The 12222-nt window shown below is 63.0% G+C and carries 11 protein-coding genes; 4 read left to right on the forward strand and 7 right to left on the reverse strand.

The window, feature by feature from the left end; genetic code table 11:
• Positions 1-8 precede the first annotated feature (8 nt).
• From AACH87_RS07095 to AACH87_RS07105, 3 genes are all read left to right on the forward strand, one after another.
• Positions 9-707, forward strand: coding sequence for a response regulator transcription factor (locus AACH87_RS07095; protein WP_338798069.1), 699 nt, complete (start codon positions 9-11; stop codon positions 705-707).
• A gap of 166 nt (positions 708-873) precedes the next feature.
• A complete protein-coding gene (locus AACH87_RS07100) occupies positions 874-3738 on the forward strand; it encodes an IPTL-CTERM sorting domain-containing protein (RefSeq protein WP_338798070.1) in 2865 nt (954 codons plus the stop codon).
• Between the two features lie 100 nt (positions 3739-3838).
• Complete coding sequence (locus AACH87_RS07105; protein WP_338798071.1) at positions 3839-4375, forward strand: DUF3617 family protein; 537 nt, start codon at positions 3839-3841, stop codon at positions 4373-4375.
• Between the two features lie 125 nt (positions 4376-4500).
• Here AACH87_RS07105 and AACH87_RS07110 read toward each other — a convergent pair whose 3' ends face one another.
• The 4 genes from AACH87_RS07110 to AACH87_RS07125 all read right to left on the reverse strand — a co-directional run bounded on the left by AACH87_RS07110 (position 4501) and on the right by AACH87_RS07125 (position 9086).
• The gene (locus AACH87_RS07110) at positions 4501-5880 is read right to left on the reverse strand and encodes an alpha/beta fold hydrolase (RefSeq protein ID WP_338798072.1); all 1380 of its coding nucleotides are present in this window, start codon (positions 5878-5880) and stop codon (positions 4501-4503) included.
• Positions 5881-6000: 120 nt separating this feature from the next.
• Positions 6001-7116 carry an acyl-CoA dehydrogenase family protein gene (locus tag AACH87_RS07115; protein WP_338798073.1) on the reverse strand — a complete coding sequence of 372 codons (1116 nt, stop codon included), beginning with the start codon at positions 7114-7116 and terminating at the stop codon, positions 6001-6003.
• Between the two features lie 24 nt (positions 7117-7140).
• Positions 7141-8322: an acyl-CoA dehydrogenase family protein gene (locus AACH87_RS07120; protein WP_338798074.1), complete on the reverse strand. Its 1182-nt coding sequence runs from the start codon at positions 8320-8322 to the stop codon at positions 7141-7143.
• Positions 8323-8369: 47 nt separating this feature from the next.
• Positions 8370-9086 carry a YceH family protein gene (locus AACH87_RS07125; RefSeq protein WP_338798075.1) on the reverse strand — a complete coding sequence of 239 codons (717 nt, stop codon included), beginning with the start codon at positions 9084-9086 and terminating at the stop codon, positions 8370-8372.
• A gap of 21 nt (positions 9087-9107) precedes the next feature.
• Between AACH87_RS07125 and purN the strand changes: the two genes are divergently transcribed.
• Positions 9108-9692, forward strand: coding sequence for a phosphoribosylglycinamide formyltransferase (purN, locus tag AACH87_RS07130; protein ID WP_338798076.1), 585 nt, complete (start codon positions 9108-9110; stop codon positions 9690-9692).
• 15 nt (positions 9693-9707) lie between these two features.
• Here the strand turns inward: purN and AACH87_RS07135 are convergent, their stop codons facing one another.
• From AACH87_RS07135 to AACH87_RS07145, 3 genes are all read right to left on the reverse strand, one after another.
• Positions 9708-10262, reverse strand: a complete 555-nt coding sequence (locus tag AACH87_RS07135) for a hypothetical protein (protein ID WP_338798077.1) — start codon at positions 10260-10262, stop codon at positions 9708-9710.
• A 554-nt stretch (positions 10263-10816) separates the two neighbouring features.
• On the reverse strand, positions 10817-11857 hold the full coding sequence (locus AACH87_RS07140; RefSeq protein WP_338798078.1) for a calcium-binding protein: 1041 nt from the start codon (positions 11855-11857) through the stop codon (positions 10817-10819).
• 59 nt (positions 11858-11916) lie between these two features.
• Positions 11917-12147: a hypothetical protein gene (locus tag AACH87_RS07145; protein WP_338798079.1), complete on the reverse strand. Its 231-nt coding sequence runs from the start codon at positions 12145-12147 to the stop codon at positions 11917-11919.
• Between the last annotated feature and the right edge of the window lie 75 nt (positions 12148-12222).

Below are 12222 nucleotides of genomic sequence, written 5' to 3' on the forward strand. Positions count from 1 at the left end.
CCTCTTTCGTGTCCGTGTCCGTCAGTCCCAAAGCCACTATCGCCGTCGTTGAAGACGATGAAGACATTCGCGCGAATGTCTGCCGATATCTTGCGCACGCCGGATTTGATACCTGGGGTGCGGAGTCTGCCGAAGATTTTTACGTGCGGTTGTTGAGAGACCGGGTGGACTTGGCGGTCATTGATATCGGTCTGCCCGGTGCGGATGGATTGAGTCTTGTAGAGCGCCTTGCTGCACAAGGCATATCCACTGTGCTGATGACGGCACGAGCAGATCTCGACAGCCGTATCAAGGGGCTGGATGCCGGTGCGCTCCAGTACTTCGTGAAGCCAGTGGATATGCAGGAACTGGTGGCAGGCGTGCGCTCTCAGCTGCGCAGCAGGCAACGCCAGTTCCAGATCAGTGCTCCGCAAGTGACTTCGTCCTGGAGTCTTGACAGGGCGGGCGGGAAGCTTCGTGCCCCCAACGGCAAAAACGTCATTCTCACGACCCGGGAATTGGAAATTCTCTCGTGTCTGATGCGTACGCCGGGCGCGGTGATCAGCAAGCAGGCGCTGACGGAGGCGGTAGGCGCCCGTGACCTGGAAGACGATTTCCATCGCATCGAGTCAGCTCTGACGCGACTGCGACGAAAGACCCTGGACGACACAGCGATGGCGTTGCCTGTGCGTGCGGTCTTTGGCAAAGGGCTGGTGTTCGCCGCATGAGTTGACCCACCCCGCATCAACCGGTCGACGAGGCTTGGCTCGTCGATAACGGTCGAAATTTCCCCCATCAATTTTGCTGTGTATGTCGCAAGGCAGGGCGCAGCCTTGGCCGAAATCGGCCTGCAGGTTTTGACAACAGGGACTGCTTCAAAGAGGAGAAGGTAGATTGATCACACAGAATTTTCCCGCTGGAAAGCGCGAAGAGCCTTCCGGGTTCCCGCGCTACTTGTGCCTGTGGCTGTTGGGGTTGCTGGTCTTTGTGACCACCGCAGGCTCATCTCATGCGGCTTTCTTGAATGGCGGCTTTGAGAATGATTTGGCCAACTGGAACATTCGGCATCTGCGCGTGCCAAGTGCCGGTATTCCTTTGGCTAACTTCCCGCCGGATGCCGAAAGTGATCTGGGGCTCACCGTCAACACAACCTCCACACCAGCGCCGACCGATGCTGTGGGTAATGGCTCTGACACGAACGTCAACGGTCAGGTGCGCTTTCCGCTGTATGGCGCCAAGAGTGCTCGCGTCAATTACCTGGGCGCCCAGAACCGTGCTGCGTCCATTGACCAGACGGCCATGATGACCCTGAGCGACGTTGACCCTGCGGATGGGAAGGCACACGTGCGTTTTGCCATCGCACCGGTGTTGCAAAACCCTGGCCATGCCGGGAACGAGCAGCCCTACTTCTTCGTCGAGGTCTATAACGTCACGAAGAACAAACAGCTGTTCTACACCTTCAACTTCTCTGGCCAGTCGGGCGTGCCCTGGCAGACGGTTGGCGGCTTTCAGTACACCAACTGGCAGACCATCGACATTGCACCTGGGGCCGGTGTGCTGGATGTGGGCGACCAGATCAAGGTCACCGTGATCGCTGCGGGTTGCAGCGCGGGTGGGCATTCCGGCCATATCTATGTGGATTCTGGAGCCGGTCTGACCAACCTGCCCGGCCCAGGCATCAAGGCCGATGCGCCAGAGTACGCTGCCGCCGGCAGCAGCGTTGCCTACACGTATTCGTATTCGAACCAGGGTGACGTGCCGTTGACGAGCACGGTGGTGACCATCGTGTCTCCGCAAGACAACACGGCAGGAACCCCCAAGAACCTGCGCGTGGACCCAGCCACCGTGCCGGGCGCCTGCACGGTCAGTACGTCTGGTGCGGCGGGCAACCAGATCGATACGGTGTCGTGCCCGATCGGCACGCTCAATCCGGGTAGCAGCGGCACCATCCCGCTGTCGTTTCTCACGCCGGGTACTACCACGGGCCCCATCAACCACGGCAACTATTCCATCGTGGGCGATGCCATTTCGCCCCTGCTGGGGCCGCTGGTGCAAAGCCGGATCACGACGGACCCCCTGGTCGATTTGAGCGTGAGCCTGTCTGACGGGCAAAGCGCCGTGATCTGGGGCCAGGCCCTCACGTACACCATGTCCGTGACCAACCTCGGCCCCACGGATGTACCCGCCGGAACGACCGTCCAGGAGTCGGCGCCTGCGTCGTTGACAAACATCTCATGGACCTGTGTTGCCAGCGGTGGCGCAGTCTGCCCTGTGCCCTCAGGCTCCGGCGCTGTGAGTCAGATACTGACAGCTCCTGTCCCGGTTGGCGGCACGCTCACTTACACCATTTCGGCGCAAGCAGACCCTGCTGGCACGGGTGCCAGCACCATCCTGCACACAGCTGTGGTGACAGCACCCGTCGGTGTGAAGGACCGCGAAAGCTCCAACAACACCGCCACGGATTCGAATCCCGTGGGTCTGGGGTTGTTCAACCTATCGGTCAACAAAGTTGGCGCGGGGACCGTGACCTCGGTGCCATCGGGCATCACTTGTGGCCCGAGTTGCGCCGCAGACGCACCGGGCGGTTCCCAAGTCATCTTGTACGCCACCGCACCCTCTGGATCGATCTTTTCGGGCTGGAACGGTGGTGGATGCTCCGGTACCGCCACAAGTTGCACCGTTTCCATGGATGCGTCCAAGGTTGTAACTGCCAACTTCACCGTGCCCCTGGACGTGACGCCTGCGATCGGTGCCAATGGAACGGTCAGCCCCGCCGTGACCCAGCCGGTGGCACCGGGGGGGACCACCTCGTTCACTGTCACGCCTAACGCAGGCTACGCACCTGTCATCACTGACAACTGCGCAGCGGGCGGCGCACAAACGGGTGGCACCCTGGTGGGGAGCACTTACACGACCAATGCCATTGCGCAAAGCTGCACAATCAACTTTAGCTTTGTGAATGCAGGCGTTGCCACGGTCACGCCTACGGTAGGCACAGGCGGCGTTATCACGCCCAACACGCCCAAGACTGTGGTGATCGGTGGCTCTGCCTCGTACGTGGTCACGCCCAACACTGGATACTCCAATGGCACGCCGACAGGCACCTGCGCTGCAGGCACTTGGTCTGGCACCACCTACACCATCGCTTCAGTGGCAGCCAATTGCTCGGTGAACTTCGCTTTCATCGGACCTGTGGCGGTCACAGCATCAGTGGCCTCAGGCAGCGGTGTGGCCACTCCTGCATCGCAGTCGGTGGCGGTGGGCAGCACGGCAGTGATCACGCTCACACCCGGTGCGGGGCAGCGCGCCACTCTGGCGGCCAGCAGCACTTGCACGGGCGGTAGCTTTAATGCTGATACCACGGTGTACACCATCCCCAGTGTGGCGGGCGCTTGCTCCGCAGTGTTCGCGTTTGTGCCCAACCCAGTGGTGACTGGGTCTGTGCTGTCGGGCACCGGTACGGTGTCCCCTGCCTCCCAGGCTGTGATGCCTGGCGCAAGTGCCGTGTTCACTCTTGCTCCTGGTGCGGGTATGCGTGCGGCGCTGGATGCATCCAGCACCTGCACTGGCGGAAGCTTCAATGCAGGCTTTACTACCTACACCGTGCCTGCTGTGGCAGCGGACTGCACTGCGGTGTTCCGCTTTGCTCCAGCTACCGGCCCTGCGTCCATCCCCACATTGTCCGAGTGGGGAATGATCATGCTGTCGGCCCTGCTGGCGCTGATGGCCTGGGGGCACCGGCGTCGTTTTGGTCGCTGATGCGGTAGCTTCTGCTTTGCCGAACTCATCTCGTCATCGCGCTCTGGCATAGAGCCTTTGCCAGGGCCCTCAGGGGGCTCTGGCACTCTATTTTTGCTTCATGAAAACCTCCACACTTGTCCTTGCTGTGTTGTCACACTCGTTGGGTGCTCTCCTGCCGCTCGCCCACGCTGATGCCCTGCCTGTGCGCAAACCCGGCTTATGGGAAGTCTCGATCATTGGTGCCGGCCAGTCTGTCATGCGTCAGCAAAAGGTGCTGCAATGCACTACAAACGAAGTGGATGCTTTGACCATGCTCGCTATCGTGCCAGGGCAGGAGCACTGCCACGAAACGAAGGTCGTAAAGGAAGCAGGACAGTTCACGGTGCAGACGGTGTGCTTCGTACACGACAACCAGGTCAAGGCCCGCATCCGTTTGAAGGGAGACTTCCAGCAGCTTTATCAGGGAGATTTCGAGGTGGCTTATTCGAAACCGGTGGCCTACAGCAGCCCTGGGGTGACCCAGTTCTCCGGGCGCCGTCTGGGCGACTGCAAGCCGGGGATGAAACCATCGGACATGGTGCTGCCCAACGGGGTCACGGTCAACATCGTCGACAGCCTGAAGCAGCATGAAGGTCACGAAGGGCACCGGCACTGAGGTAGGGGTCTTCGGCCTGAGCGATACAGTTCCAACAAAAAGCCCCGCTGGGTAACCAGCGGGGCTTTTTGTTGGATGGGACGCATCGTTGCTGCAACCACACTGGTGCCGCAGCAGCGTTCGCTTTACTGGCTGATCTCCAGCAGCACTACGTGCCCTTGGGCAGCGGGCCAGGTCTGCCCCACCACGCGCTCGCCATTGAACTCGGCGGCGATGGGGCGCTGCCCGCCGGATGGCTTGATCTTGGCAGACGCTACGCCAGCACCGGCTGGCACACCTACAGGCGCTGCGCCGTCCAGCAGCATCTTGTCTCGGGCCGGGTCGAGATAGCCACGGGGGCGGGTCAGCGTGACGATGGAGTCTGCGGTCTTGTCGGCATCGGCGATGCGTTCGGCGCGCAGGTGGATCAGGTTGCTGCCACGGGGCAAGCTGCTGCGGTAGATATGGGTCGTGGCGTAGCCAGGGGCCGAGATCACGAACTCGTGCGGCACGCCAGGCTGGGTGGTCAGCGGGCCCCAGATGCCATCGGCACCCACGGTCTTCTTCAGCAAAGCGGCACCGGTGCGCGCGCCGGTTGCGGGGTCGGTGGCATATACCTCCAGCTGCGCACCGGGCAAGGGCAGGTTATTGCTGAAACTGCCAGATGTGGGGTCGGTGGAGTTCAGACCAAGTCCCGTGACCTTGCCGTTGAGCACCACGGCACCTTCGGTAGCGATGTCCGTACGGATGGGCGCTTCTCCAGTGATGAACCGGTAGGCGGCATCAAACGCTACGGCAGAGAACGAGGTCTCGCGGTGATCGATGCGTGGGAACACCACGTTCTGTGCGCCTTTGAGTTCAGGCCCGGCAGCGGTCACGTTGGTGGGAGTACCTGGTTGGCCGATCCACACACCATCCGGTTGAGCGAACTTGTCATTGCTGTCAGAGCGAATCGTCATCCAGCGCACTGGGCCGGGCACTTCGTCACCAGCAGCATTCTTGGGTGCATTCAGCCGGGTGAGGAACGGCCCCGTGCCAGAAAACTCGCTGCCTTCGCGAAAGCCGGGAATGGCCCACACGCCGTGGTTGGGCGTACCGCCCAGAACAGCGTGGCTCACCGTGCGGTCGCCCCCACCGTTCTGGATGTAGTTGCGCACGGCGTAGCCACCCCGTGAGTTCGCCAGCAGTACCACCTGGCTGGCACCGGTGGCGCGCAGCACCTTATCTACTTCGGCCTTCAGGAAGGCCATGTGCTCGGCTGCAGAGGTACGGCCGGGCTGCGCTACGGTGTCATCGTCGCGGGACTGCGGATACGGTACGTCGATGGCGTAGAGCCGGTCGCGTGGCCAGCCGTTGGATTCGAAGCGCCACGCTGTGGTTTGCCACAGGGCCGCCGTATCGCCGTTGCCGTGCACGAAGACGATGGGGGGATGGTCAGGTGAGCTGGAACCACAACCAGCCAGAACAAGTGACGCGACGGCGGCGGCCGCCAGGAACGAACGGCGCGGCAACGGTGAAGAATGCATGAGATGCTCCAGAGGAAGGCAAAAAGGCAAACATCGAAGCGTGACCGTAGCATGTGACAGGAGTGCGACGAAACGCCATCCTGTGGCATGCCACGCAACGCAAAGCCGAGCGTCGATCGCTCAGGCAAACACCCCAGCCGTCTCCTGCATGCGTTCAGACACCTCGCCCAGATGGTGCAGGGTGTCTCCAAAAGTCACTTCCAGCTGCGTGAGCTTTTTGAAGTAGTGGCTCACGATGTACTCATCGGTCACCCCGATGCCGCCGTGCAGTTGCACTGCCTGTTGCCCGATGAAGCGCATGGACTGGCCCAGCTGTACCTTGGCGCGGGCCATGGCGCGGCGGCGCTCTTCTGCTGGAGCACCCAGCTTCAGGCTGGCGTAGTAGCTCATGGAGCGGGCCAGCTCCAGCTGCATCTTCATGTCGGCCACGCGGTGGCGCAGGGCCTGGAAGCTGGCGATGAACACACCGAACTGCTTGCGCTGGTTCATGTATTCCACAGTGATGGCAACCGTTTTGTCCAGCACCCCTACGGCCTCGGCGCAGGTGGCGGCAATGCCTGTGTCCACTGCCAGCTCCAGCGCGGCCAGTCCGTCGGTGGTGATCAGGGTGGCTGCGGCGTTGGTCAGATGCACCTCGGCAGCGCGGCTGCCGTCTTGGGTGACGTAGCCCTGGGTGCTGACACCGGCGGCGTTGCGTTCCACCAGGAACAGGGCGATGTGGCCGTCCAGCAGCGCAGGCACGATGAAGGCGTCGGCCTGGTCCCCGGCAGGTACTATGCTTTTTGTAGCTGTCAGCGCATATCCTGCTTGCGCTGCAGTGGCTTTTGCATCGCAAACGTTCAGGCGGTAGCGGGCTTTGCGTTCCTGGTAGGCCAGCACCACCAGGGCTTCGCCTGCGGCAATGCGGGGCAACCATGCGGCCTGCAATGGCTCGGGGGCATAGCGGGCCAGCACGCTGCTGGCGATGAAGGACTGGGCGATGGGCTCCAGCACAATCCCGCGGCCCAGTTCTTCGGCCACCACCATGGCGTCTATGGCGCCCTGGCCCATGCCGTCGTGGGCCTCGGGCACGGTCAGCGCGGTCAGGCCCAGCTCTGCCAGTTCATTCAAGGCTGCGCGGTCAAAACCCCCTGCCGCCACGGCGGCACGGCGGCGCTCAAAGCTGTAACCCTTCTCTACCCACTTGCGCACGGCGTCGCGCAGTTGTTCCTGGTCATCAGAAAAATCGAAATCCATGTTCTTGTCTCCTGGAACTTGGGTTCAGCCGAGCACGGTCTGAGCCACGATGTTGCGCTGCACTTCGTTCGAACCACCGTAGATGGTGGTCTTGCGCAGGTTGAAGTAGGTGGACGCCAGCGGTGCGTTGGCCGTGATGCCGCCGGGGAAGTTGCCTTGCCAGCCGGCCTCCATGGCCTCTTCAATAAACGGCATGGCAAACGGGCCGGCCGCCAGCATCATCAGCTCGGCATACCGCTGCTGGATCTCGCTGCCCTTGATCTTGAGCAGCCCCGCAATGTCCAGCGAGTTCTTGCCGCTTTTCTCCGCCGACAGCACGCGCAGCACCAGCATTTCCAGTGCCACGATGTCCACTTCCAGCAGGGCGATCTGGTCGCGGAAGCGCTGGTCTTCCCACACGCCTTCGGCCTTGGCGATGCGCTTCAAGCGCTCCAGCTCGCGCTTGCTGCGGTTCACATCGGCAATGTTGGTGCGCTCGTGGCTGAGCAGGTGCTTTGCGTAGGTCCAGCCCTTGTTTTCCTCGCCCACCAGGTTTTCCACGGGCACTTCGACGTTGTCGAAGAAGACTTCGTTGACCTCGCACTCGCCGTCCAGCAGCTTGATCGGGCGCACCGTCACGCCGGGCGACTTCATGTCCACCAGCAAAAAGCTGATCCCTGTCTGGGGCTTGCCCTCGTTACTGGTGCGCACCAGGTTGAACATCCAGTCGCCATACTGGCCCAGCGTGGTCCAGGTCTTCTGGCCATTGACGATGTATTTGTCGCCCACACGCTCGGCGCGGGTCTTGACGCTGGCCAGGTCCGAGCCCGAGCCTGGTTCGCTGTAGCCCTGGCTCCACCACACTTCGCCGCTGGCAATGCCGGGCAGAAAACGCTTTTGCTGCTCGGGGCTGCCAAACGCCATGATCACCGGGGCCACCATCACCGGGCCAAAGGGCACGATGCGGGGGGCACCGGCCAGCGCGCATTCTTCCTCAAACAGGTGCTTTTGCACGGCAGTCCAGCCGGGGCCGCCAAACTCCTTCGGCCAGCCAAACGCCAGCCAGCCCTTCTTGCCCAGGATCTTGGCCCAGCCCTGCATGTCTGCGCGCGTCAAGCGCAGGGCGTTGTGCACTTTGTGAGAAATCTCCTGGGGCAGGTTGGCGCGAACCCAGGTGCGAACCTCTTCGCGGAAGGCCTGCTCTTCGGGGGTGAATGCGAGATCCATGCAGCGTGTCTCCTAATGATCTTGTAGTTGTAGCACGGTCGTTCTTTTTATGGCTGTCCGGGTGGTGACATGGGCGGCAAATCGCGCAGGCCCAGCTCGTCGCATAGGCGCTGCACCGTGCCCCGTAACTCGGCCACTTCGTCCTCCAGGGCCTGCAAACGGGCTTGCAGGGCGGGGGCAGGGGTGTCCAGCGAGGGGGCTGGGTGCCCGCCGTAGGCCTGCTGGCTGGTGTCTACCGGGCCGCATAGCAGGTGGGCCCAGCGCGGCTCGCGCGCGCCGGGGGCGCGTGGCAGCAGCACGACCAAGGGGCCGCCTTTTTCTTCGCTGCGGTTTTGCAACTCGTCCAAAAACGCTTCCACTGACGAGATGTCGGCAAACCGGTGCCAACGTTCGGCGTTGATGCGCAGCTCGCCTGCGGTCTGGGGGCCGCGCAGCATCAGCAGGCCCAGCAGCGCAGCCGCCTGGTCCGGCACGCCCACGCCGCGCTGAAAGTTGTGTTCCCACCGCGTGGTGCGGTTGCCGCTGCTCTCGAACACCAGCGTCAGCAGCTTCAGCGCGTCCAGCGCCTCCTGTGCCTGGGCTTCGGTGAGTTGCATCACCGGGTCGCGGCTGGTCTTCTGGTTGCAGCCGGTCACCAGCCCGTTGAGCGACATGGGGTAACTGTCGGGCACCGTGCGGGCTTTCTCCATCAACGTGGCCAGCACGCGGGCTTCCACAGGGGTGAGGGGACGGGTGGCGGGGCTGTAGGGGGTGAGGGATGACATGGCTGGGATAATCGCGGGCAAATGAAGAACATTGTGATTTTGATCTCTGGCGGGGGCTCCAACATGGCGGCCATCGTCAAAACCGCACAGCAGGAACAGTGGGAGCGGCGCTATGGCGTGCGCATCGCTGCCGTGGTCAGCAACAAGGCCGATGCCGGTGGGCTCGTGTTTGCGCAGGAGCAGGGCATTGCCACTGCCGTGCTGGACCACAAGGCTTACCCCAGCCGCGAGGCCTTTGACGCTGCCCTGGCGGCCCAGCTGGATGAGTTTGCGCCCGTGCTCGTCGTGCTGGCGGGCTTTATGCGCATCCTTACGCCGGGTTTCGTGGCGCACTACGCGGGTCGCCTCATCAACATCCATCCCTCATTGCTACCGGCCTTTACCGGGCTGCACACGCACCAGCGCGCCATTGATGCAGGTTGCAAATTTGCGGGTGTCACCGTGCACCAGGTGACGGCCGAGCTGGATGTGGGGCCCATCCTGGACCAGGCTGTCGTGCCTGTGCTGCCCGGAGATACCGCCGAAACCCTGGCGGCGCGGGTGCTGACGCAAGAGCACATCATTTACCCCCGCGCGGTGCGCGCCCTGGTGCAGCAACTGGGCTGAGCTGCCCACGCCACGTTACAGCGTGGAAATCACTTCGGCTGCGCTGTCGTGCAGCACGGCCTTGACGCGCGCCGTCTGCTCTGGCGTGGTGGGGTGCGCCACCACCGCCCAATGGTTGTGCCGCAGGGCCGAGCGCACGCGGGTGATAAGGCGGATATGGTCTGGCCGCATCGACAAAAAGCCGCCCGCCAGAAGCCCGAATGTGATGCTGAAGCCCACCAGCGCGATGAACGCCAGCAGCGGGCTGCTGGCCACCATGGGATGTCCTGCCCGGTAAAACCACGTGTACAACGCCAGACCGGCCACAGCGCCTGCCATGCCCCCCACCAGGTGGGTCTGGAACACCGTGCGGGCAATGCCCTGGGTTTCGGGTTCCAGTGCGTGCGAAAAGATTTCGCGGTGGGGGGCGTGTGCATCGCTGGGGCCCAGCAGCCGCACCTGTGCGGAACGCAGGCCGCCAAGGCCTGCGACTTGCGCCAGTGCCTTTTCTGCCTGGCTCTGGTGGGCATACAGCCCTACCACTTTGGTGAGAGATCGTTCTCCAAACAGCCCCTGGAGTAGATAGCCCATAGATACCTCCTGACATGGGTGGGTTGGGCGCCGGGGCCTGAGATGCGTGATGGGCAAGGCAAGGGAGCATGCCCATGCTGCGCTTTTCATCTCCACTTTCACCTCCACTCAGCCTTGCTACCCGGTTGGTGCAGAAGGGTGGCGTGTGCGGCTGTGCATGAGGCTACTGCAGGCTGCCGGCAGGATGGAGGTCAGCGTATTCGCCAGCGAGGGAGCTGGCTGTAGGACGCGCGGGAGGCAAGGGGTAGTCCGGTGGCGAACAATCAGTTCAGCCTTGAACTGGTCAGGCTGTGGTGCTGTTCAGGCGCTCTGGGCAACACTATCGGAAATGCTTTTGCTACCAAATAGATAGCTTGTAGCGCTCTGTCCAAGAGCGCCACAAGCGTTTTTAATGAACTGGAGTGGATGCACAGAGGCTCTGGCCTGCGTGGCTCGTCAACTGACGGGCGAATCGCACCACGCAGCCAGAAACCTGTGAAATCGGGCCTTGCCCCGCTGACCGGCAGGTCTGGCCGGTCGGGTGGGGCGAAAGTCCGGGGAAGACTCGGTCCCTGTCAGGCCACGGCGCTCAGGGTGCTGGCGCGGCTTGATGCGCTCCAGTCGTTGGCGGCACGGGCGTACTGCTGGCGCGCAAAGTCGGCCAGCCGGGCCAGGTCAGTGCTCTGGCTTCCGTCCTTGTTGCTGCTTGAGGACTGGCCCGAAGCGTTGCTGGCCGATGGCTTTAACTGGCTGGTCAGCTGGTCGATGAACGACTGGCTTTCTGCAGAGCTGATGCTCTGGTCGCCGTCGGTGTCGATGGCATTGAAGAGCGCCGTGATGGCGTCCTGCCCCGAGGTGGACGAGCTGCCCGCCAGTCGTTCGGCGATCGACACGACGCCATCTTCGTTGGTATCCAGCGGATCGTAGGTGGTGCTCTCGCTGGAGGCCTGGGCCCCACCTGCGCCACGCGGGCCACCCGCTCCACCGGGGCCGCCAGGGCCACCGGGTGGCGGCATACCGCCTGCCTGCGGGCCATCGCCGGATGGACGGCCTGCATCGAACTCTGCCTGGCTCAGGCTTCCGTCGCCATCGGCGTCCAGCGCAGCAAACGCGTCATCGCTGCTCACCCCGGTCTTGCTGGCCGTGCCGCCCGACATGGCCTCCAGCAGGGCCTGCAGTTCGGTCTTGCTGACCGAGCCATCGCCATCGCTGTCCACCTTGCCGAACAGATCATCTCCAGCCTGGCCCTTTGCACTGCTTGCGCTGGTTGCGTTGCTTGCACTGCTGCTGGCATCTGCACTGCGCGCCTGGGCGAAGTCCATGGTGGAGCGCGCTGGCATCAGGCTCTCCATGGTCTTGCCCAGCTCATCGGCATTGAGGTTGCCGTCACCGTTGGCATCGAACTGGGTGAGCAGATCGGACGCACTGGTGTCGCCTGTCACGCCCGTCTTCTTGGCCACCTTGTCCAGCAAGCCTTGCAGCTCTGTGCTGTCTACGCCGCCGCTTCCGTCGGCATCTATCTTTGACAGCAGTCGCTCCGGCGAGGGCCCAGGGCGGCTCGCCCGCTGGACACTGGCACTGGACCAGGCACTGCTGACGCTACTGATGGTCGTCATCGTCGTTCCTTTCGTTCCATGGGTGGAGGCAGCGCTGAGCCTGGAGGGCGCACGTGCCTTCACATGACCGGAGGCCGTGTGCGGGGCGGGCGCAAGCCTGGCGCAGCGCTGCCTTGCGGGTCTTGTGCAGCAACTGCGCAACGGCTTGCCACCCAAGGCCCTCGGGGCTGTCCAGCCCGTCCGCGCTGGGTGGCGCGGGTGGGTTGTGCAGCCTGCAGCCCATTGTTGGTGGCGTGTGTCAATGGCGTTTGTCCGGTTTGTACCAAGGTCGATACAAAGCCCGTTTTCATGGGCGGAATTGGGGGGTAAAAGCCCCCCAGATCTGGCCAAGTGGGCCGATGGGGCTTGCCTACACTTGCCCGGTT

Source organism: Acidovorax sp. DW039 (assembly GCF_037101375.1).
Taxonomy (GTDB): Bacteria; Pseudomonadota; Gammaproteobacteria; order Burkholderiales; family Burkholderiaceae_C; genus Acidovorax.

Bases quoted from the DNA above. Each gene is read 5' to 3' on its own strand.
- AACH87_RS07105 (WP_338798071.1), top strand. From the start codon at position 3,839: ATGAAAACCTCCACACTTGTCCTTGCTGTGTTGTCACACTCGTTGGGT.
- AACH87_RS07115 (WP_338798073.1), bottom strand. From the start codon at position 7,116: ATGGATTTCGATTTTTCTGATGACCAGGAACAACTGCGCGACGCCGTG.
- AACH87_RS07135 (WP_338798077.1), bottom strand. From the start codon at position 10,262: ATGGGCTATCTACTCCAGGGGCTGTTTGGAGAACGATCTCTCACCAAA.
- purN (WP_338798076.1), top strand. From the start codon at position 9,108: ATGAAGAACATTGTGATTTTGATCTCTGGCGGGGGCTCCAACATGGCG.
- AACH87_RS07145 (WP_338798079.1), bottom strand. From the start codon at position 12,147: ATGAAAACGGGCTTTGTATCGACCTTGGTACAAACCGGACAAACGCCA.
- AACH87_RS07110 (WP_338798072.1), bottom strand. From the start codon at position 5,880: ATGCATTCTTCACCGTTGCCGCGCCGTTCGTTCCTGGCGGCCGCCGCC.
- AACH87_RS07125 (WP_338798075.1), bottom strand. From the start codon at position 9,086: ATGTCATCCCTCACCCCCTACAGCCCCGCCACCCGTCCCCTCACCCCT.
- AACH87_RS07120 (WP_338798074.1), bottom strand. From the start codon at position 8,322: ATGGATCTCGCATTCACCCCCGAAGAGCAGGCCTTCCGCGAAGAGGTT.
- AACH87_RS07140 (WP_338798078.1), bottom strand. From the start codon at position 11,857: ATGACGACCATCAGTAGCGTCAGCAGTGCCTGGTCCAGTGCCAGTGTC.